At 54.2% G+C, this 19,070-nt stretch carries 20 protein-coding genes; 2 read left to right on the top strand and 18 right to left on the bottom strand.

Annotated elements, in window-relative coordinates; translation table 11 throughout:
• Positions 1-63: 63 nt before the first annotated feature.
• The 6 genes from GW591_RS01675 to prmB all read right to left on the bottom strand — a co-directional run bounded on the left by GW591_RS01675 (position 64) and on the right by prmB (position 4,833).
• Positions 64-342 (bottom strand): YfcL family protein, encoded by a 279-nt coding sequence (locus GW591_RS01675; RefSeq protein ID WP_013574543.1) that lies wholly within the window; start codon positions 340-342, stop codon positions 64-66.
• A 24-nt stretch (positions 343-366) separates the two neighbouring features.
• The gene (locus GW591_RS01670) at positions 367-924 is read right to left on the bottom strand and encodes an elongation factor P hydroxylase (protein ID WP_166859992.1); all 558 of its coding nucleotides are present in this window, start codon (positions 922-924) and stop codon (positions 367-369) included.
• A gap of 102 nt (positions 925-1,026) precedes the next feature.
• Positions 1,027-1,827 carry a sulfite exporter TauE/SafE family protein gene (locus tag GW591_RS01665; protein ID WP_013574541.1) on the bottom strand — a complete coding sequence of 267 codons (801 nt, stop codon included), beginning with the start codon at positions 1,825-1,827 and terminating at the stop codon, positions 1,027-1,029.
• A gap of 45 nt (positions 1,828-1,872) precedes the next feature.
• The gene (mepA, locus tag GW591_RS01660) at positions 1,873-2,724 is read right to left on the bottom strand and encodes a penicillin-insensitive murein endopeptidase (protein ID WP_013574540.1); all 852 of its coding nucleotides are present in this window, start codon (positions 2,722-2,724) and stop codon (positions 1,873-1,875) included.
• An 8-nt stretch (positions 2,725-2,732) separates the two neighbouring features.
• Entirely contained in the window at positions 2,733-3,818 is a 1,086-nt protein-coding gene (aroC, locus tag GW591_RS01655) for a chorismate synthase (protein ID WP_013574539.1), read from the bottom strand.
• Positions 3,819-3,900: 82 nt separating this feature from the next.
• On the bottom strand, positions 3,901-4,833 hold the full coding sequence (gene prmB, locus GW591_RS01650) for a 50S ribosomal protein L3 N(5)-glutamine methyltransferase (RefSeq protein WP_013574538.1): 933 nt from the start codon (positions 4,831-4,833) through the stop codon (positions 3,901-3,903).
• Positions 4,834-5,036: 203 nt separating this feature from the next.
• Here prmB and smrB point away from each other — a divergent pair, with 203 nt between their 5' ends.
• Positions 5,037-5,576 (top strand): endonuclease SmrB, encoded by a 540-nt coding sequence (gene smrB / locus GW591_RS01645; RefSeq protein WP_013574537.1) that lies wholly within the window; start codon positions 5,037-5,039, stop codon positions 5,574-5,576.
• An 85-nt stretch (positions 5,577-5,661) separates the two neighbouring features.
• Here smrB and sixA read toward each other — a convergent pair whose 3' ends face one another.
• The 4 genes from sixA to GW591_RS01625 all read right to left on the bottom strand — a co-directional run bounded on the left by sixA (position 5,662) and on the right by GW591_RS01625 (position 10,735).
• Positions 5,662-6,150, bottom strand: a complete 489-nt coding sequence (sixA, locus tag GW591_RS01640; RefSeq protein ID WP_013574536.1) for a phosphohistidine phosphatase SixA — start codon at positions 6,148-6,150, stop codon at positions 5,662-5,664.
• A 421-nt stretch (positions 6,151-6,571) separates the two neighbouring features.
• Positions 6,572-8,773 carry a fatty acid oxidation complex subunit alpha FadJ gene (fadJ, locus tag GW591_RS01635; RefSeq protein ID WP_121019551.1) on the bottom strand — a complete coding sequence of 734 codons (2,202 nt, stop codon included), beginning with the start codon at positions 8,771-8,773 and terminating at the stop codon, positions 6,572-6,574.
• Positions 8,770-10,083: an acetyl-CoA C-acyltransferase FadI gene (gene fadI / locus GW591_RS01630; RefSeq protein WP_112197714.1), complete on the bottom strand. Its 1,314-nt coding sequence runs from the start codon at positions 10,081-10,083 to the stop codon at positions 8,770-8,772. Before fadI ends, fadJ begins: the two co-directional genes overlap by 4 nt.
• Positions 10,084-10,402: 319 nt before the next feature.
• Positions 10,403-10,735, bottom strand: a complete 333-nt coding sequence (locus GW591_RS01625) for a YfcZ/YiiS family protein (protein ID WP_013574533.1) — start codon at positions 10,733-10,735, stop codon at positions 10,403-10,405.
• 416 nt (positions 10,736-11,151) lie between these two features.
• Between GW591_RS01625 and fadL the strand changes: the two genes are divergently transcribed.
• Positions 11,152-12,429, top strand: coding sequence for a long-chain fatty acid transporter FadL (gene fadL / locus GW591_RS01620; protein WP_013574532.1), 1,278 nt, complete (start codon positions 11,152-11,154; stop codon positions 12,427-12,429).
• A 67-nt stretch (positions 12,430-12,496) separates the two neighbouring features.
• Here the strand turns inward: fadL and mlaA are convergent, their stop codons facing one another.
• From mlaA to GW591_RS01580, 8 genes are read right to left on the bottom strand one after another with little or no spacing between them, the layout of a single operon-like run.
• A complete protein-coding gene (mlaA, locus tag GW591_RS01615; RefSeq protein WP_013574531.1) occupies positions 12,497-13,264 on the bottom strand; it encodes a phospholipid-binding lipoprotein MlaA in 768 nt (255 codons plus the stop codon).
• A gap of 34 nt (positions 13,265-13,298) precedes the next feature.
• The gene (gene ccmI / locus GW591_RS01610) at positions 13,299-14,513 is read right to left on the bottom strand and encodes a c-type cytochrome biogenesis protein CcmI (protein ID WP_166859990.1); all 1,215 of its coding nucleotides are present in this window, start codon (positions 14,511-14,513) and stop codon (positions 13,299-13,301) included.
• Entirely contained in the window at positions 14,510-14,995 is a 486-nt protein-coding gene (locus GW591_RS01605; protein ID WP_121019553.1) for a cytochrome c-type biogenesis protein, read from the bottom strand. The genes ccmI and GW591_RS01605 overlap by 4 nt, the downstream gene beginning before the upstream one ends.
• Positions 14,992-15,543 (bottom strand): DsbE family thiol:disulfide interchange protein, encoded by a 552-nt coding sequence (locus tag GW591_RS01600; RefSeq protein WP_013574528.1) that lies wholly within the window; start codon positions 15,541-15,543, stop codon positions 14,992-14,994. Before GW591_RS01600 ends, GW591_RS01605 begins: the two co-directional genes overlap by 4 nt.
• Positions 15,540-17,513 (bottom strand): heme lyase CcmF/NrfE family subunit, encoded by a 1,974-nt coding sequence (locus tag GW591_RS01595; protein WP_013574527.1) that lies wholly within the window; start codon positions 17,511-17,513, stop codon positions 15,540-15,542. The genes GW591_RS01600 and GW591_RS01595 overlap by 4 nt, the downstream gene beginning before the upstream one ends.
• Positions 17,510-18,004 carry a cytochrome c maturation protein CcmE gene (gene ccmE, locus GW591_RS01590; protein WP_121019555.1) on the bottom strand — a complete coding sequence of 165 codons (495 nt, stop codon included), beginning with the start codon at positions 18,002-18,004 and terminating at the stop codon, positions 17,510-17,512. Before ccmE ends, GW591_RS01595 begins: the two co-directional genes overlap by 4 nt.
• The gene (ccmD, locus tag GW591_RS01585; RefSeq protein ID WP_013574525.1) at positions 18,001-18,261 is read right to left on the bottom strand and encodes a heme exporter protein CcmD; all 261 of its coding nucleotides are present in this window, start codon (positions 18,259-18,261) and stop codon (positions 18,001-18,003) included. The genes ccmE and ccmD overlap by 4 nt, the downstream gene beginning before the upstream one ends.
• On the bottom strand, positions 18,258-18,995 hold the full coding sequence (locus tag GW591_RS01580) for a heme ABC transporter permease (protein WP_013574524.1): 738 nt from the start codon (positions 18,993-18,995) through the stop codon (positions 18,258-18,260). The genes ccmD and GW591_RS01580 overlap by 4 nt, the downstream gene beginning before the upstream one ends.
• Between the last annotated feature and the right edge of the window lie 75 nt (positions 18,996-19,070).

The following is a 19,070-nucleotide window of genomic DNA, read 5'->3' as shown; positions in this document are numbered from 1 at the left end:
CTCAGGCAATAAAAAAGCGCAGCCGGTTAATCCGTCGCTGCGCTTTTTTTTACTGAAAAGAGATTACTGAGGGAGAGATGCCTGATACAGATTTTCCCACATCCCCTGCACCAGAAGCTGATCGCGCGGCGAAAGTTCACCGGCTTTGATGGCCTTGTCCAGACCGTCCTGAACACGGAGTTTCAACGCTTCGGCGGTGTGTTCACCGTTCTCTTCCGCTTCCGCCACCGCGACGGTCAGGTGGCCTCGCAGATAGCCACTGGCAAATAACTCATCGTCGCTGGCGCTTTCGACCATATCGTCGATTAGCGTTAAAATCCGCGTTTCAAATTCTGCGATCATTACTCTTCCTCTCGTGTTCAGTTCTTATTCGATCGGCTGCAATGCAGGGAAATCTGCAGGCGTCAACGGGGCCGTATTGTAAAACGATTGTAACGCTTTAATAAAGCGCGCCGGTCTTTCAGGGATACCCTGCTCCAGCATACGCAGCACTTCTTCGCGTACTTTGTTCTGGAAACCCACGCGGTCCGGCTCGCAATCGCCGCTGAGATTGTCACAGCTAACGTTGAAACGAAAACCTGCCGCCGCACAGAACAACCATTCGTAAGATTGTGGTTTGACTTCCACTTTCTCGAATTCACTTTGTGTTTGCGCATCGCGACCATCCGGGCAATACCAGTAGCCGAAATCAACCAGTTTACGGCGCTCAGCACCGGCCACGCACCAGTGGGAAATTTCATGCATGCCGCTGGCGTAATAACCGTGTGCGAACACAATACGGTTAAACGGTTCTTGTTCATCAGCAGGCAGATAGATCGGTTCGTCGTCGCCTTTCACTAAGCGAACGTTGAATTCCTCAAAAAAGCAGGAATCAAAAATGTCGATCAGTTGATGATAGTTATGTGTTGCAGTCGAATCAGACATAATTGCAGTGAAACTCGTTAAAGTAAGATCAGGGGCGACAATATACCCCTGTTTAAACGCGTGTTTTCATGACTTCAGGCAAGCATTCTGCTGCTCCGGACATTATAAATGCAGGCTTAACCACTGATGAATTTCAGCACCATGATTGTCGTAAATCAGCTTGCAGCTCATCACCACGGAAACGATAACCACCATCGGGCGGATCATCTTCTGCCCCTTACTGAGCACCATACGTGCGCCCAGTCGTGCGCCGATAAACTGTCCGGCGGCCATGACAAATCCCAGCACCCAGATCACTTTGCCGCCCAGTATAAAGAAGATCAGCCCGCCCAGGTTTGAGGTGAAATTCAGGACTTTCGCATGTGCCGTGGCTTTTGCCAGATTAAACCCGCATAACGTCACAAAAGCCAGTGCGTAGAAAGACCCTGCGCCGGGGCCGAAAAAGCCGTCGTAGAAACCCACGCAACCGCCGCCTACCAGCGCATACGGCAGAGCATTTAAGCGCCTTGCCCGGTCACTTTCGCCCAGACGCGGCGTCAGTAAAAAATACAAACCGATGCAGATGATCAGCAGCGGTAAAACCTGACGCAATATGTCGGCGCGCAGATGCTGGATAAGGATCGCGCCGATCACCGAACCGGTAAACGTACAGGCAATGTTCAGCTTCTGATCGTTGAGATCCACCACGCCACGCCGCACAAAGTAAAGACTGGCAGAGAAAGATCCGCCGATCGATGACAGCTTATTGGTGGCAATGGCCTGCGCCGGTGACACACCTGCCGCCAGCAGCGCTGGCAGGCTGATCAGCCCGCCGCCACCTGCAATGGAATCAATGAAACCGGCAAACAGTGCAACGAAAAATAAAACAACCAAAACCCACGGGGCAACAATCAACCAGTCCATTTTTCTGTCAGCTCGCTATGCGTGGCGAAGGGTGAGTAAAACGTATTAAAGAACGTGTTTATCCAGCAGCGCCTGACACGAAGGCGGCAACGGAGGCGGCTCTTTTTTCACAGGGATTCCGCTGCCCGGCTTGGGTGGCAGGAACCAGCTTTGCAGCTCAGCGCCACAGCCATCACCCGGAGGCGGCGGTGCCTGATTTTCACATTCGAGGTTACCGACCGGACAACGCAGACGAACGTGCATGTGCGCGCGATGACCAAACCACGGACGCACCTTATGCAGCCATTCACGATCCGTTCCGGCATCCAGACAAAGCTGTTGTTTGATGGCCGGATTGACGAAGATCCGTACCACGTCTTTATCTTGCGCTGCCATTTTTATCAGCGTTTCGATCCGTGGCTGCCACTGAGCTGGCACAATGGATTTACCGTTGGCGCTGACCAGATCGATAGGCTGCGGCTTGAGCAACATCTGTTCGCTCCAGCGCTGACGCGGCAGTTGCAGCCAGATGTCCACATCCAGCCCGGACTGATGACTGGCGTGACCACTGCTAAAGCGCCCGCCAGCCGGCATCGCCATATCCCCGACCAGCATGGTGCCCAGCCCTTTTTGCTGAGCCTGTGTGCCCAGACGGGTGATGAACGCCAGTAAATCCGGCTGGCCGAAATAGCGACGCTGATCGGTACGCATTACCTGATAGGCCGGAGAGTTCAGCGGCAGCGGCTGTGCGCCAACCTGACAACCATTGGCATAACTGCCAATCGCTTGCGGCGTGCCGGAAATGGGCTGGGTGATTTTCTGCCACGGCGTTACGGCTATGGCAGGTGCGCAAAGTGCAAGCGCCAGAAAACTGACGCAAACAGCACGAAACGCAGGTAGCGTGCGTAAAGGATTCATCAGATAAATTACCAGCGTGGCACTGTGGAGTGGACGTCGCCGTTCTGAGCACGCTGACGCAGTAAATGATCCATCAGCACAATCGCCATCATTGCTTCGGCAATCGGCACAGCGCGGATACCGACACACGGGTCATGGCGACCTTTGGTAATCATCTCGACCTGCTCGCCTTCGCGGTTAATCGTACGGCCGGGAACGGTAATGCTGGAAGTCGGTTTCAGCGCCAGATGCGCTACGACCGGCTGGCCGCTGCTGATCCCGCCAAGAATGCCGCCAGCGTGGTTGCTTTCGAAACCCTTCGGTGTGATTTCGTCACGATTTTCGCTGCCGCGTTTTGCGACAACCGCAAAACCGTCACCAATTTCAACGCCTTTCACCGCATTAATGCTCATCAGCGCGTGCGCCAGATCGGCATCCAGACGGTCAAACACCGGTTCACCAAGACCGACCGGCACGTGATCCGCCACGACGGTGATTTTGGCACCAATCGAATCGCCTTCCTTTTTCAGCGCACGCATCAGTTCATCCAGCGCTTCCAGCTTGCTTTCATCCGGGCAGAAGAACGGGTTGGTTTCCACCAGATCCCAGTCTTTCAGTTCGCAGGTGATATCGCCCATTTGCGACATATACCCGCGCACTTTAACGCCGAATTTTTCCAGCAGATATTTCTTGGCAACCGCACCTGCGGCCACGCGCATCGCGGTTTCACGGGCAGACGAACGACCGCCGCCACGGTAATCGCGCACGCCGTATTTTTGCTCGTAGGTGTAATCGGCATGTCCCGGACGGAACACGTCTTTGATCGCGCTGTAATCCTGCGAACGCTGATCGGTATTCTGGATAATCAGACCGATGCTGGTGCCGGTGGTCACGCCTTCAAACACGCCAGAAAGAATTTTCACTTCGTCGGCTTCGCGGCGCTGCGTGGTGTAACGCGAGGTGCCCGGACGACGACGGTCGAGATCGTGTTGCAGGTCTGCTTCGGTCAGCGAAATGCCCGGCGGCACGCCGTCAATAATACAGCCCAGTGCCACACCGTGGGATTCGCCAAAAGTAGTGACGCGGAAAAACTGCCCAATACTGTTCCCTGCCATCACGGCTCCTTAACCATTATGTTGATTGTTTTCTGAATGACCGGCACAACACCGGTCATGATTGTCATCGATGACGGGTATATCAGTCGCGGTATGCGCGGAACTCTTCGGCACAATCGACGAGCTGCTGTTTAGTCAGCATAAAGACACCGTCGCCGCCGTTTTCAAATTCCAGCCAGGTGAACGGGATCTGAGGATACTGTTCCATCAGATGCACCATGCTGTTACCCACTTCGCAAATCAGTACGCCGTTATCGGTCAGGTAATCCGGCGCGCAGGCCAGAATGCGGCGGGTCAGTTTCAGACCGTCGCTGCCGGAAGCCAGACCCAGAACCGGCTCGTGGCGGTATTCCTGCGGCAAATCTGACATGTCTTCTTCGTCCACATACGGCGGATTGGTGACAATCAGGTCGTATTGCAGCGGCGGCAATTCGCGGAACAGGTCAGAGCGGATTGGCGTGACCCAGTTCTCGATACCGTGCGTGTCGATATTGCGCTCCGCCACGGCCAGCGCGTCGGCAGAAATGTCGACGGCATCGACTTCGGTTTCAGGGAACGCGTAAGCGCAGGCAATGGCAATGCAGCCGCTGCCGGTACACATATCCAGAATGTGTTGGGGCTGTTCGCTAAGAATGCCGGAAAAACGGTTGCTGATCAGCTCACCAATTGGCGAACGGGGCACCAGTACGCGTTCATCGACATAGAATTCCATGTCACAGAACCAGGCTTTGTTAGTCAGATAGGCAACCGGAACACGCTCATTAACGCGGCGGATGACTCGTTCAACAATGCGGTGGCGCTCACTGGATGTCAGGCGCGCGGTGTGCATATCTTCAGGAATGTCCAGCGGCAAAAACACGCTTGGCAAGACCAGTTGCACTGCTTCGTCCCACGGATTATCGGTGCCGTGACCGTAATAGACATTGGCCGCGTTCAGGCGGCTGACGGTCCAGCGCAGCATATCCTGAATGGTATGCAGTTCACTGACAGCTTCGTCGACGAAAATTTTGTCCAATTTTATTCTCCAGGCAGTGCACGGGTTTTTAACAGACGTTTAACCCATTATTTGCCGCATAGTTTGCCACGAAGCCTGCCACAAATCAGCAGCTAGTCAACGCACTTGCGCGATGTCTCGAAGAATTTAACCCTGAGTTTTCTTTAAACCGCAGGGGGACGGAAGGTACACTGTCTGTATTGAACGAAAATGACGATAAAAAAATGAAGAAAAAACACCTGCTCAGCCCCGAGGAAGCGGCGTTATTCCGCGAGGCTGTTCCGGGCATCAAGCGCCTGAAAAACGATACGATTACTCACCGCCCGCTACGGAAAAAGGTATCAGAACTGTCGCCTAAAAAGCTGATTCAGGAACAGGTGGACGCGAGTTATTATTTTTCCGATGAATTCCAGCCGATGTTGCAGGAAGAAGGCCCGGTTCGCCATATCCGGCCTGACGTCAGTCATTTCGAATTGAAAAAATTGCGCCGCGGGGATTATTCGCCCGAACTGTTTCTGGATTTACATGGTTTAACACAGAAAGAAGCTAAGCAGGAACTGGGCGCGCTGATCGCCGCCTGCCGCCGCGAGCATGTGCATTGCGCCTGCGTAATGCACGGTCACGGCAAACATATTCTCAAGCAGCAAACTCCGCTGTGGCTGGCACAGCATCCTGATGTCGAAGCCTTCCATCAGGCCCCAAAAGAGTTCGGCGGCAACGCCGCTTTGCTGGTGCTGGTGGAGCTGGACGACAAAATCAGCTGACCGCGAACTCAACACCGATATCCAGAAACGAGAAAGGCACAGCAGAAGCTGTGCCTTTCTTTGTTTAGTTTTCCGTCCCGGAAAACTAAACCTTAGCCATCACCTGGCATGGGCTGAACTGCCAGTCGAAAGTCCCCTGCCCGGTTTCACCGTTCAGTTCAACACTTGCCATCGCGGAAGTGGCGAACATTGGGGGGCAAACACCCGGACACAGCTCTGCCACCAGATAACCGACCAGCGGCAGGTGAGATACCACCAGTACCGCGCTGACGCCGGTCAGCGCCAGATGCTGCAGTTCACTGGCGACCACAGCAGGATCTCCGCCCGGTGTCAGTTCTTTCAGAATATCAATCTCAACGTTTTCAGGCAGCGCCAGACACTGGCGCACTTTTTCAAGCGTCTGCTGCGCACGCAGGTACGGACTGACCAGAACGCGGTCAATTTTGACGCCACGGCCATTCAGCCAGGCAGCCATATGTACTGATTCGTCACATCCGCATTCGCTTAAGGGGCGAACTGAATCGCTTGCAGCTTCGAGAACTGCATCACCGTGACGCATGATTACAACTTGCATATTGCACCGCTTTTGTTAACAAAAATAGCGCCATACAGAAACGCCTTGCGTGCTGTATTACCCATTGCCCAGCATTTCAATCACTGTCTGATTGATGTCTCTCATTACAAGATAGCTGTCAGGCAGTACATCCACTTAACGCGCTGTGCCCACATGCTTTGCATGGTAAGCATCAGCGGTCGGGCATTTTGCCTGAAACTTCACGTAAAGAAAACGCTGTTTTTTACACCAACCCTTACCGCTTGTAAACTATTCAGGTGATTTTTTAACCACTCAGGTTGTAGATCAATCGCTTGGGATTGTTTCTGTACAAAGTCATTCCCACCATAAAAAAGATCCCGCGGGCATTTGTCTGACTGCAAGCATGAAGCATGATCCGTTCCAGATTCTCGCGAAACTCAGCAATAAGCAGTGACCACAATCACACTTTACTGACCTTATCGCCTGTCCCGCTATCTGAACAGAACCGTTCTCCCTGATGCGCCCGACGTAATAGCCCTTCGCATGGGGTGAAGCGCTCACCATACTGATGCGCCAGTCGCTCCAGTGTCTTCACCACACTGGCGATGCCCAACTGGTCCATGTAACGGAACGGTCCCCCAAGGAATGGCGGGAAGCCAATTCCGAACACGGCACCAAGATCGCCATCCCGCGCACTGCGGATCACGTTTTCATCCAGACAACGTACGGCTTCGTTGAGCATCAGCATCACACAACGGTGGGCGATCTCATCTTCTGATTGCTGCACTTTTGGCGTGACATTCAGCAGACGGTAAATCGCCGGATCGACCTGTTTCTTCTTCGCCGCCCGCCCTTTCTGCCCGTAAAGGTAGAAACCTTTACCGTTCTTACGCCCTTTTCGGTCGTCTTTCAGCACTGCATCAAAACCGGAGGGTGCGGCAAAACGCTCACCAAAAGCGTCCACCAGAATCGGACCAATTTTTGTGCCGACATCAATGCCCACTTCATCCAGCAACTGGATGGGCCCGACCGGGAAACCAAAATTCACCAGCGCTTTGTCGATGTGATCGACCGGTTCACCAGCCAGTAAGCAACGCGCCGCTTCATTGATGTAAGGCGCAAGAATGCGGTTTACGTAGAATCCGGCACTGTCGCCCACCACAATCGCCGTTTTCCCCTGTTTCCTGGCCAGCGAGACCGTTGTCGAAATCGTCTGCGCACTGGTGCCCGCATGCGGGATCACTTCCACCAGCGGCATTTTATCCACCGGGCTGAAATAGTGCAGTCCGATCACCTGTTCCGGCCTGTCAGCCTGCTCTGCAATCTTATGAATGGGCAGAGAAGAGGTGTTTGAGGCAAAAATCGTATGGGGGGCAGCATTTTGCTCGATTTCTGCCACCATGGCTTGCTTGAGCAATAAATCCTCAAACACCGCTTCCACCACGATATCAATCTGCGCAAAACCGCTGTAATCCGTGGTGCCGGAAATCAGCATCATCTGCCGTTGCTGTTCGTTGCGGGTCAGCCTGCGGCCTCGCACCTTTTTCTCCAGCAAATCCCAGCTGTATTTCAGGGCATGACGGATGCCTTCGTGATTAATGTCTTTAATACGCACCGGCAGACCGGCTTTGGTGGCAGTCACATTCGCGATACCGCCGCCCATCAGGCCACCACCGAGAATACCTGCACGGCGAACCGGCAAGGGTTCGGCATCGCCACCCTTTTCTTTTTTCAGCGCGGTGGAAGCGAAAAACAGGCCGCGCAATGCCGCAGATTCCGGCGTCATCACCAGCTCCCCAAAGGCTTTAGCTTCCGCCTGATAGCCGCTACCACTGCCCTGATCCAGCCCGGTTTTCACCACATTTATGATTTTTTCGGTGGCAGGATAATTGCCGTGCGTTTTTGCCCGCGTCTGTTTGCGCACAAAATGGAACAGCAAACTTTTGCCCAACGGGCCACCGGCCAGACGCGCCTGCCACGGCAATGGCGGACGTGATTTACGTCCTTTTGCCACACGTTCCAGCGCCGTTTGCAGCAAAATAGAATACGGTACTGCGTCATCCACCAGCCCCATTCTCAGCGCCTGCTTCGCGCGAACACTGCGACCGGTTAACATCAACTCCAGCGCTTTAGGCGCGCCGATAAGCCGCGGAAGCCGCTGCGTACCCCCGGAACCCGGCAGTAAACCCAGTTGTACTTCCGGCAGGCCGAGTTGCGTTTTTTCATCCAGCGAACACACGCGGGCATGGCACGCCAGCGCCAGTTCCAGACCACCGCCGAGACAGCTACCATGAATGGCCGCCACCACCGGCACGGAAAAGGACGCAATCTGCGACATCACCGTCTGGCCCTTTTGCGCCAGTTCACTGGCTTCGGCAGCGGTCCGGCAACCGGAAATCATCGTGATATCCGCACCGGCAATGAACGAGTCCGGTTTGCCGGAAATCAGCACCAGACCTTTCAGATTGGGATACTGCTGTGCTTTTTGCAAAATGGCACAGATTTGCTGAGCAAATTCAGCCCTTAAGGTATTCACTTTTTCACCGGGAACATCGAGGGTGATAATCCCCACGTGTTCAGCAGTAAACATCAGAGAAAAAGCAGAAGCCGGTTCGGCAGCTTCCGTATCTGCCGGATTCAGATTTTCCATATTATCTCTCATTGCGCGGCCTCCAGAATCATTGCCGCACCCAGGCCGCCCGCTGCGCAAGCCGTCGTCAGCCCGTAACGGCCTCCCCGACGGCGTAATTCGTGCAGCGTTTGCGTAATCATGCGTGCGCCGGTGGCCGCAAAAGGATGTCCGTAGGCCAGTGAACCGCCCAGAACATTGAATTTATCCCAGTCTATTTCGCCAACTGCCTGACTGCGGCCGAGTTTTTCGCGGGCGAATTCATCACTGGCTAACATTTTGATATTCGCCAGCGTCTGCGCGGCAAACGCTTCGTGCATATCGATAAGATCCAAATCACCCAGCGTCAGCCCTGCGCGGTCCAGCGCCAGCGGCGTGGCATAAGCAGGCCCGAGAAGCATATCTTCCCAGACGTCGATGGCAGCAAATGCGAAACTTTTCAGGTAGCCGAGAGGTTCAAGACCCAGTTCACGCGCGCGGGATTCGCTCATCATTAATATCGCCGCCGCACCGTCAGTCAGCGGCGTGCTGGTGGCAGCGGTAACAGTGCCGTGTTTGCGGTCAAACGCCGGACGTAATTTGGCGTACTGGCTGATTTCAGAATTCAGGCGGATGTTGTTGTCTTTTTGCAGCACTTCGCGGTAAGGCGGAATCTGCGCTGCCATCACCTGCGAGCTTAAATAACCCTGCTCCCACGCCTGTGCAGCCAGCGTATGAGAACGGTGCGCCAGCTCATCCTGCTGCGCACGGCTGATATTGTGGCTTTTCGCCATCTGCTCAGCGGTATCCCCCATGCGCAGACCGGTAGAATATTCGGCTACTGCCGGCGGCACCGGCAATAAATCACGCAGTTTCAGTTTGCTGAAAATGGAAAGGCGCTGCGACAGAGTGCGCGCTTTATTAACATCCACCAGGGCGCGGGCGAGACGTTTGCTGACGCCAATCGGCAGTACTGAAGAAGAATCCGCTCCGCCTGCGATCCCGACCTGCACCATGCCGCTCATAATGCTTTCGGCCACGTTGGCGACCGCCTGAAAACTGGTGGCGCAGGCACGTGAAACGCTGTACGCATCGGTCGACACATTCATGCCGGTGCCGAGCACAATTTCGCGGGCGATATTCGGCGCTTCCGGCATCTGGACTACCTGGCCGAAAACCAGCTGGTCGATGTGCTTCGGGTCTATCCCACTTTTTGCCAGCAGCTCACTGACCACAATTTTGCCGAGATCGACAGCAGGAATGCCGTGATAAGCGGTGGCCTGTTTGGCAAACGGCGTGCGCAAGCCGTCGACAATCGCAATGCGATCGCCCTCACGCGTCACCAGTGGAATAACGTTATTCATACGAGCTCCTGAGAAAAATAGGGTCCTAAGAGGTCAGACCTGATAACTCAGTTTTAACTATGTATTTACATTTGGCAAAGTGAAAGGCAATGAAGTGCGAGCAACAGCAAATTTTTCTGAAATAAGAATGAGAAGAAAGGCGGCAGGCAGAAATAGCAGACAAAAAAATACCGCTTATTTAAGCGGTATTACAACTTCCCCTAAATAATTTGAGTCGCAGGAAGGCGGCAATCGAAGTAATCCCGATGAGCTGACATAAGTCAGTGATTCGGGTTACTGAGTGCAGCCAACGCATCTGCGGCTCAAAGTATGACGGGGATTAACGCAGCCCGAGCTGGAAGATCATCGTTTCAGCCTGACAGCTGAAAGTAAAATCGATATTCAGTTCAACACCGCCTGCTACTTTTTCGATACGGCTGGTGATTTCGCACGGCTCAGATTCTACGCCGCGGGCACGTTCGGTCAGGGCTTGCAGGGTTTCTTTCGCCTGGGCTTCGGTTTCGAAAACGCGGCTGTAAGAAGCAGTGCAATCAGTGTTGTCCATGATGGTACCCACATCTACACAACAGCAGGCTGCGGTTTCTTCCGCACCACATTTGTTGATGGAATGCAGAGGTTGAGTGGATTTAGAGGACATGGTTACGTCAGACATAATTTCTCCCCGGCACCAACGGCAACATCCACCGTCTGGCCTGTTTGCGAATAAAGTTTTATTTCCAGCCTGTATTTTACGCCACCTCTCTGACAACACACTAGCACTTACTTATTATGTGCCTTTCAGGTGATCCAGATCACGTATATGTAAGTAATCGATGATTACAGCGTTATTGTTCTCACTTTAACGTTTCTTAATTGAACTTTTATTGTTTGTTTTTTGTTAAGCAGATCCAATTTCTTGCATCAAATAAGAAATATCAACGAAACATTATTGCAACTTCACCACAGGTCAGACCTATACTTCGCTCACTGGTCTGATTTGTCAGACTGATAACGGACCCTACAATCCCGCGCTCATTGTTACTCCATGTAACATTGTTTGATAAAAAACATAAAATTGAGGTTTTGGTCATGAACCAGAAAAACCTGTTTAAAAGATCAGCTCTGGCAGCTGCAGTGGCAATTGTTTCCTCCAACGTATATGCAGCAGGTTTTCAGTTAAATGAATATACCGCTGCGGGTTTAGGTCGCTCTTTCTCGGGTGAAGGTGCCATCGCTGACACCGCGGCATCCGGGAGCCGTAACCCGGCAACCATGACCATGTTTGATCGTCCTTCCTTCTCCGCGGGCGCGATTTATATCGACCCGGATGTCAAAGTGACGGGCAACTCGCCGGTTACAGGTCAGAGCACTGATGCGGATAACATTGCACCAAATCAGTGGGTACCGAACCTGCACTTTATTATGCCGCTCAATGATCAATGGGCCGTCGGTGCATCAGCTACGTCAAACTACGGTCTGGCGACAGAATTCAGCGATAATTATCCGGCAGGCCCGATCGGCGGCGAAACTGACCTCACTACCGTCAACACTAACTTAAGCGTTGCTTACCGTTTGAACCAGCATTTCAGCTTCGGCCTGGGCTTTGATGCCGTTTACGCGAAAGCTAAATTCCGTCGTACCGCCGGTGAACTGGTGCCAATTCAAACCGGTGGCCGGCTGCCTGCGGATACGGAAGCCGCCAAGCTGAAAGGCAATGAGTGGGGCTACGGCTGGAACGCCGGTATCCTGTATGAAGTGGATGATAATAACCGCTACGGCTTCACCTACCGTTCTGAAGTCAAAATTGACTTCGATGGCGAATACCGCAACGGCATTCCAAAAGCCTTAGGCGGGACTGGCGGTCAAACTGTTCCGGGTTCCCTGACCCTGAACCTGCCAGAAATGTGGGAAGTGTCCGGTTATAACCGTGTGGCACCAAAATGGGCGATTCACTACAGCCTGGCTTACACCAGCTGGAGCCAGTTCCAGGAGCTGAAAGCCACCGGTTCTAACGGCCAGACGCTGTTCCAGAAAGATGAAGGCTTTCATGATGCTTACCGCATCGCGTTGGGTACCACCTACTACTACGACGATAACTGGACGTTCCGTACCGGTATCGCCTTTGATGACAGCCCGGTTCCGGCAGATAACCGCACCATTTCTATCCCGGATCAGGATCGCTTCTGGATTTCAGCCGGTACCACTTACGCCTTCAATAAAGACGCATCTGTGGACGTCGGTGTCTCCTATATGCATGGCCAGACGGTGAACATCAGTGAGAAAGTCGCTGATGGTGTACCGAATTACGAATACCAGGCCAAAGGGACCGCCATGCTGTACGGCGCGAACTTTAACTACAGCTTCTGATGAACTGAGTGATACGCCTGATATAAAAAAAGCGCCAGAAGGCGCTTTTTTTGTGTGTCCGGAACGGTTATTCCGAGTCGATATCTTTCAGGTCGCCCTGAATCAGTGCGGCGTTCGGGTTTTCCTGCGGCATCAGCTGACCGCCTCTTGCCAGAAAATCATGACGCTGGAAGTAAGCCTCACGTATAAACAGATACGGATCAGAAGAGTTACGGATCAGGCCATCAGAATCGAGCAGTTCTGCACGGGTTTCCACCCCTTCCAGTACCCATTTACCGGCTGACATCCAGAATGTCAGATAGCTGAGCATCGGATACAAATCATCAACCAGATCACCACCTTCATCACGAATTGTCGCGCTGCCGTAACCTGGCAGAACCACATACGGGCCGTAACCCACGCCGTAATGGCCAAGCGTGCTGCCAAAGCCCTGCGCCTCTTCACGCGCCAGTTTCGGGTTCGCCATCCCGGCGACGTCGATCAGTCCCCCCATCCCTAAAATGGTGTTCAGGAAGAAGCGGTTAAAGTGGATCGCTGCACGGTACGGATCGCCTTTCAGCAAGGAGTTAACCATGCTGGCCGGTTCATCCAGGTTGCTCAGGAAGTTGCTGGTACCGTTACGCGCCGGTTGCGGCACGTAATCACGCCACGCCACCGCGACAGGGCGCACAAGATACGGATCCATATAGTTATAGTTGAAGTCGAACATCACCCGGTTGAAACCTTCGAGCGGATCAGAACGTCCCTGCTGTTCGCTGTCCGATGATCCGGATGTGCCGGCACAACCGACCAGTAAAACTGTCGCAAACGCCAGCCCAGTCAGGCGTAAGTTCATGGATATCTCCCTGTTTTTGATCGTCGGTTCCTGATTAAGGAACCTGCTGATTAATCTCAATGCTGACCTGACCGTTGCCGGAAAAATCAGTCAGCGGACTGTCGCCGTACCAGTCACCTGAAGCTGGCGTTGCCAGACCATTTTGTGAAATACGAACGCGTACTTTTAATTGATGCAGCGAAGAAAGCAAGCGTTCCGGCATCATTGCGTTGCTGTCATCGACGGTGATCGCCAGCGGGAAGCGACTCAGCGGCAGCTTTTTCACCGCAACCGGCACCGGACTGCTGCCATCAGTCACCGAAATAAAGACCGTGCCATTCTGCGGAAGTTTCACCTGAGCCTCAGCAGAAAGCGTGACATTGACCGACAGTTTAACCTGATCCAGCCCCGCTTTTTGTTTTGCCTGCGCAATGCTGGCGTTGACCATTTCCAGGCGTTTGTCACCGGCTGGCAGGATTTTCTGCATAACTTCCCACGCGCCAATGGCTTGCGGGTAGTGTCCCTGTTCATATTCATTATAGGCCAGCAGACTTAATACACGCAGATCACCCTGAGATTTTTCCAGCATACTGCGCAAAAGGTTGCCGCCGGTAAGGTTATCCTGCGGATCGGACGAACGGGTTAACACTTCGGCATAACCGAGTTTGACTGACATATCATCCGGCGCGAGCTGATAAGCGTGGGCATAAGCCTGCGTGGCGGTGGCGGCATTATTGAGCGCCATCCCTACACGGCCAAGCATCACCCAGTCCTGGATATTATGCGGATTTGCCTGCAAATCGGTACGCAATCCGAGCCCTAAATCCTGTACGTCGGTGGCGGTCAGCGGCGCGCCGTGATCATCAGCAATGCGATGGCGTAAATCGGGCATACGCTGCATGACCTGATTCCACGCACTCACCTGCCCCAGACCACCGGCGTACAGATACAAACCCAGCGTGATGATCACCAGCAAAATAGCACCGGGCACCAGCGTCCAGCGACCAATCGGCTGAATAGCGGCGGGCACCTGACCCTCCGGAATATCGGTCAGTAAGTTTTCCTGCAATTCCTGAATATGCGCCGGACGTTCGTCCACCACGCCCTGCGCTTCGTCTTCTTCCAGCTCAGTCAAACGGTGATGATAAAACGCTTTATTCAGCGCATCGCGGGAAGTGTGTTCCGCACGGTCGCCACGGATAACCGGCACAATAAACAGCGCCAGTGCGATAACCAGCATCACCAAAATGCACAGCCAAAAAATGCTCATGATCCTTTCCTGTCGCTGTCTTTAAGTAACTGCGCCAGGCGCTGTCTCTCTTGTTCTGACATTGATGTGGTCGTGTTTTCAGTGCGCGCAGCACCCCTGCGGGAACGCATAAAAATCATGCCTGCGCCGATAACAATGACCAGCACCGGCCCGAGCCACAAAATAAAGGTAGAGGGCGTGACCGGCGGTTCGTAAGTCACGAAATTGCCATAACGCGCCACCATATACGCGACGATTTGCTGTCTGTCCTGCCCTTCATTAAGCAACTGAAACACCTTGGTGCGCATATCGGCGGCGATAATCGAATCCGACGCGGCAATATTGGTGTTCTGACATTTCGGGCAACGCAACTGCGCCGTGATGTCCCGGTAAGCCTGTTCCTGTTCCGGCGATTTGAACTGATACGTGTCGATGGAGGCGAACGCGCTGACACTCAGCAGCATGCCCAGCAACAACGCAGGCAGCGATGAAATCAGTCTCATACATTGCCTCCGTATTTTTTGTACAGCGGCAGAACTTCGGTCTGCCAGACTTTTTCATTTAAGTCACCGGCATGGCGATAGCGGATAATGCCCTGTCCGTCGATCAGGAAGGTTTCCGGCGCGCCATAAACCCCCAGATCTAACCCCAGCATGCCGTCGCCGTCGTAAAGACTCAGCATGTAAGGATTGCCCAGCGTGTTCAGCCAGTTGACCGCTTTCTGCCGGTCGTCTTTGTAGTTCAGGCCGACCACACGGACACCTTTCGCCGCCAGCGTATTGAGATAATCATGTTCGGCGCGGCAGGTCGGACACCACGTCGCCCAGACGTTGAGCAGCATCGGTTTGCCATCGCGCAGCACCGACTGATCGTAGGTTTTGCCCGCCTGCGCCAGCGATTCCAGTTTGAACACCGGCACCGGTTTGCCAATCAGGGCTGATTCCAGCAGCGTCGGATCATCGCCGTTGGCATTGCGGGTCAGTTGCACCAGAAAAGCCGCGGCCAGCGCCAGGAACAAAATCAGCGGAATAAAGAGAAGTTTACGGTTCATGCTTCTTCAGCCTCCGTCAGACCTTGCTTCTTAAGCTTTTTGCTCATGCGATAACGCGGGTCGAGAATACACAGCACGCCACCGGCCGCCATAAACAGGCCACCGAGCCAGATCCAGCGGACAAAGGGTTTGTAGTACAAACGCACCGCCCACGAGCCATCGTCCATCTCTTCGCCGAGCGCCGCATACAGGTCACGCGCCAGATTGCCGTCGATAGCCGCTTCGGTCATCATGCTGCGCGCCACGCTGTAGAAGCGTTTTTCGGCGTGCAGCGTGGTGACTTGCTTGCCGTTCTGCGTCACATCAATATTCGCCTCACCGCCGGTATAGTTCGGGCCGGTGATGTCGCGAACGTCGCGGAAGATAAAGTGATAATCATGAATATCCACGGTATCGCCGGACTTCATGCGCACATCACGTTCAACGCTATAATTCTGGCTAAACGCGATGCCGATCACCGTCACCGCAACACCCAGATGGCCGAGCACCATGCCCCAGTGACTGCGGGAAAGTTTGGTCAGACCGCGCCAGAATGAGTGACGATGGGTGGCGCGTTCGTGCAGTTCCATCAACGTCAGCACAATCACCCACACCGACATCAGCATTCCCACCACGGTCATGCCGACGATTTTATCCTGCAACAACCACGGCAGAAGAATCGACAGTACCAGCGTGACGACCAGCGCCACGCCCAGACGACGCCACAGTTTGCTGGGCTCATCACGACGCCAGCGCACCAGCGGTCCGATGCCTAACAACAGCGCCAGCGGCGCCATCAGCCAGGTAAACATCGTATTAAAGAAGGGTTCACCGATAGAAATACTGCCCAGCCCGAGCTGTTTGTGGATAAGCGGCAGCAGCGTACCGAGCAGCACCACCAGCATCGCCGCCACCAGCAATACGTTATTGCCCAGCAAATAACTTTCGCGGGAATGCAGTTCATGACGGCTTGGTGCGCGCACCGAGTTACCTTTAAAGGCGTACAGCAGCAGCGAACCGCCGATCACAATGACCAGATACGCGAGAATAAACATGCCGCGTGCCGGATCAGAGGCAAACGAGTGAACCGAGACCAGCACGCCGGAGCGCACCAGGAAAGTCCCGAGCAGACACAGCGAGAACGCAGTGATGGCCAGCAGCACCGTCCAGGCTTTGAACGTCCCGCGTTTTTCGGTGACGGCGAGCGAGTGGATCAGCGCCGTACCCGCCAGCCACGGCATAAAGGAAGCATTTTCAACCGGATCCCAGAACCACCAGCCGCCCCAGCCTAATTCGTAATATGCCCACGCCGATCCGAGCACGATACCGATGGTCAGAAACACCCAAGCGGCTTGTGTCCACGGACGCGACCAGCGCGCCCACGCGGTATCCAGACGTCCTGCCATCAGCGAAGCAATCGCGAAAGCAAAGGCCACAGAGAAACCGACATACCCCATGTACAGCAATGGCGGATGGAATATCAGGCCGATGTCCTGTAACACCGGATTCAGGTCGCTGCCGTCCACCGGGAAATTCGGCAACGAGCGGATGAACGGGTTGGATGTCAGCAGAATAAACAGCAGGAAACCGCCGGTGATCATGCCCATCACCGCCAGCACGCGCGACACCGCATCCTGCGGCATACGGCGGCTGAACAGCGCCACGGCAAGCGTCCAGCAACTGAGTAATAACACCCACAGCAGCAGCGAACCTTCGTGCGCTCCCCACGTCGCCGCCACGCGGTAATACACCGGCAGGTGGGTGTTGGAATTATTAGCAACATAGGCGACGGTGAAATCATTCACCACAAACGCATGCACCAGAATAATGAACGCCAGCGCGATGCAGGCAAACATGCCGTAAGACAACGGGCGCGCCATCGCCATCATCCGGCCGTCCTGACGTGCGGCGCCCCACTGCGGATAAATACTCAGCAATACCGCCAGCCCTAATGCCAGACAGAGTGCAAATGTTCCCAGTTCCGGCATCATGAGCGGTCGTTTCCTTTATCGTTACCCACGTAGGCCGAAGCCGGTCCTTTGTGGTTTTCTTTCATGGCGTCGGCAACTTCCGGCGGCACATATTTTTCGTCGTGTTTTGCCAGAACCTGAATGGCATTCACCACATTCCCCGGTTCCATCACACCCTGCGCCACCACGCCCTGCCCTTCACGGAACAGGTCGGGAAGGATGCCGTTGTAGGTCACGGCAATCGCGCCACGCGCATCATAAATTTTAAAGCTCACCTGCAAACTTTTCGGGTCACGTTTCACGGAGCCGGGCATCACCATGCCGCCGATACGCAGGCGCTGGCCCACCGTCGGCATTTCGTGGTTTTCGCCTTTACCTTGCAGGATTTCACCGGGTGTATAAAACAAATCAATGTTGGAGCGCAGCGCGTACATCACCAGTGAAATGCTCAGACCAAGACCGATCAGCACCACCAGCGCCAGCGACAGCCGCTTTTTACGACGTGGATTCACAATAACTTCTCCGGGGAAGTGTCCGGTTCCAGCGGTGACGTCTGTGCGCCTGGCTGTTTTTTAGACTGAGACTGACTGATGCGTTTTTCGCGTGCCTGACGACGACGGACGTCGCCGAGGATTTGCCGGTGCTGAATCAGGGTATGCGCCACCAGCACAACCAGCGAGAGCAGCGTGGCAGCGACCGACAGCCAGACATAAAAGGCGTAGCCGCCCATCGCAAAGAAATCATGCCAGCTTGAGAATGCAGGACTCATCCGCGACGCTCCTTATTCACAAGACCGGCCACCCACGGACGCAGACGTTCCTGCACCAAAATCAGGTTTCGTAACCGCATCAGCGTCAGGGTAATAAAGAAGAACAGGTAACCGAAAATCGCCCAGCGCAGCGGATAACGCATGCTCGGGTCGATGGTCTGCTGCATATTGGTGGAACCCTGATGCAGCGTATTCCACCACTGTACGGAGTAATGGATGATAGGAATGTTCACCACGCCGACCAGTACCAGAATACCGGCGGCACGCCCGGCCAGACGGCGGTCATCAAAGGCGTTATACAGCGCTATCACACCGAGATACAGAAACAGTAACACCAGTTCGGAGGTCAGACGCGCATCCCACACCCACCAGGTGCCCCACATCGGTTTGCCCCATGCCGAGCCGGTGACCAGCGCGATAAAGGTGAAAACAGCGCCAACCGGTGCCATTGCCGCTACCGCCAGATCGGACATTTTCATCTGCCACACCAGGCCGATAAACGCGGCGATCGCCATCCCGCTGTAAATCCCCATCGACCAGATGGCCGCCGGGACATGAATATACATAATCCGGTAACTGTTACCTTGCTGGTAATCCGGCGGCGCATAGCCAAAACCCCATACCCAGCCAATCAGCAGGCAGGCAAGCCCCACAATCCCGAGCCAGGGAATGAACCGGCCACAGACGTGGTAAAGCCGTTCAGGCCTGGCGAGTTGATGTAACCATTTCCACATTGTTATCGTTGCTCACTCTAAAATGTCACTGTGTGATATGCCGTGAAACCTCGGTGGGTTCTTGCGCGGTCAGTG

Source organism: Rahnella aceris, assembly GCF_011684115.1.
GTDB classification, from domain to species: domain Bacteria; phylum Pseudomonadota; class Gammaproteobacteria; order Enterobacterales; family Enterobacteriaceae; genus Rahnella; species Rahnella aceris.
The sequence above is the reverse complement of the archived record's forward strand: the minus strand, read 5'-3'. Positions and strand labels throughout refer to the sequence as shown.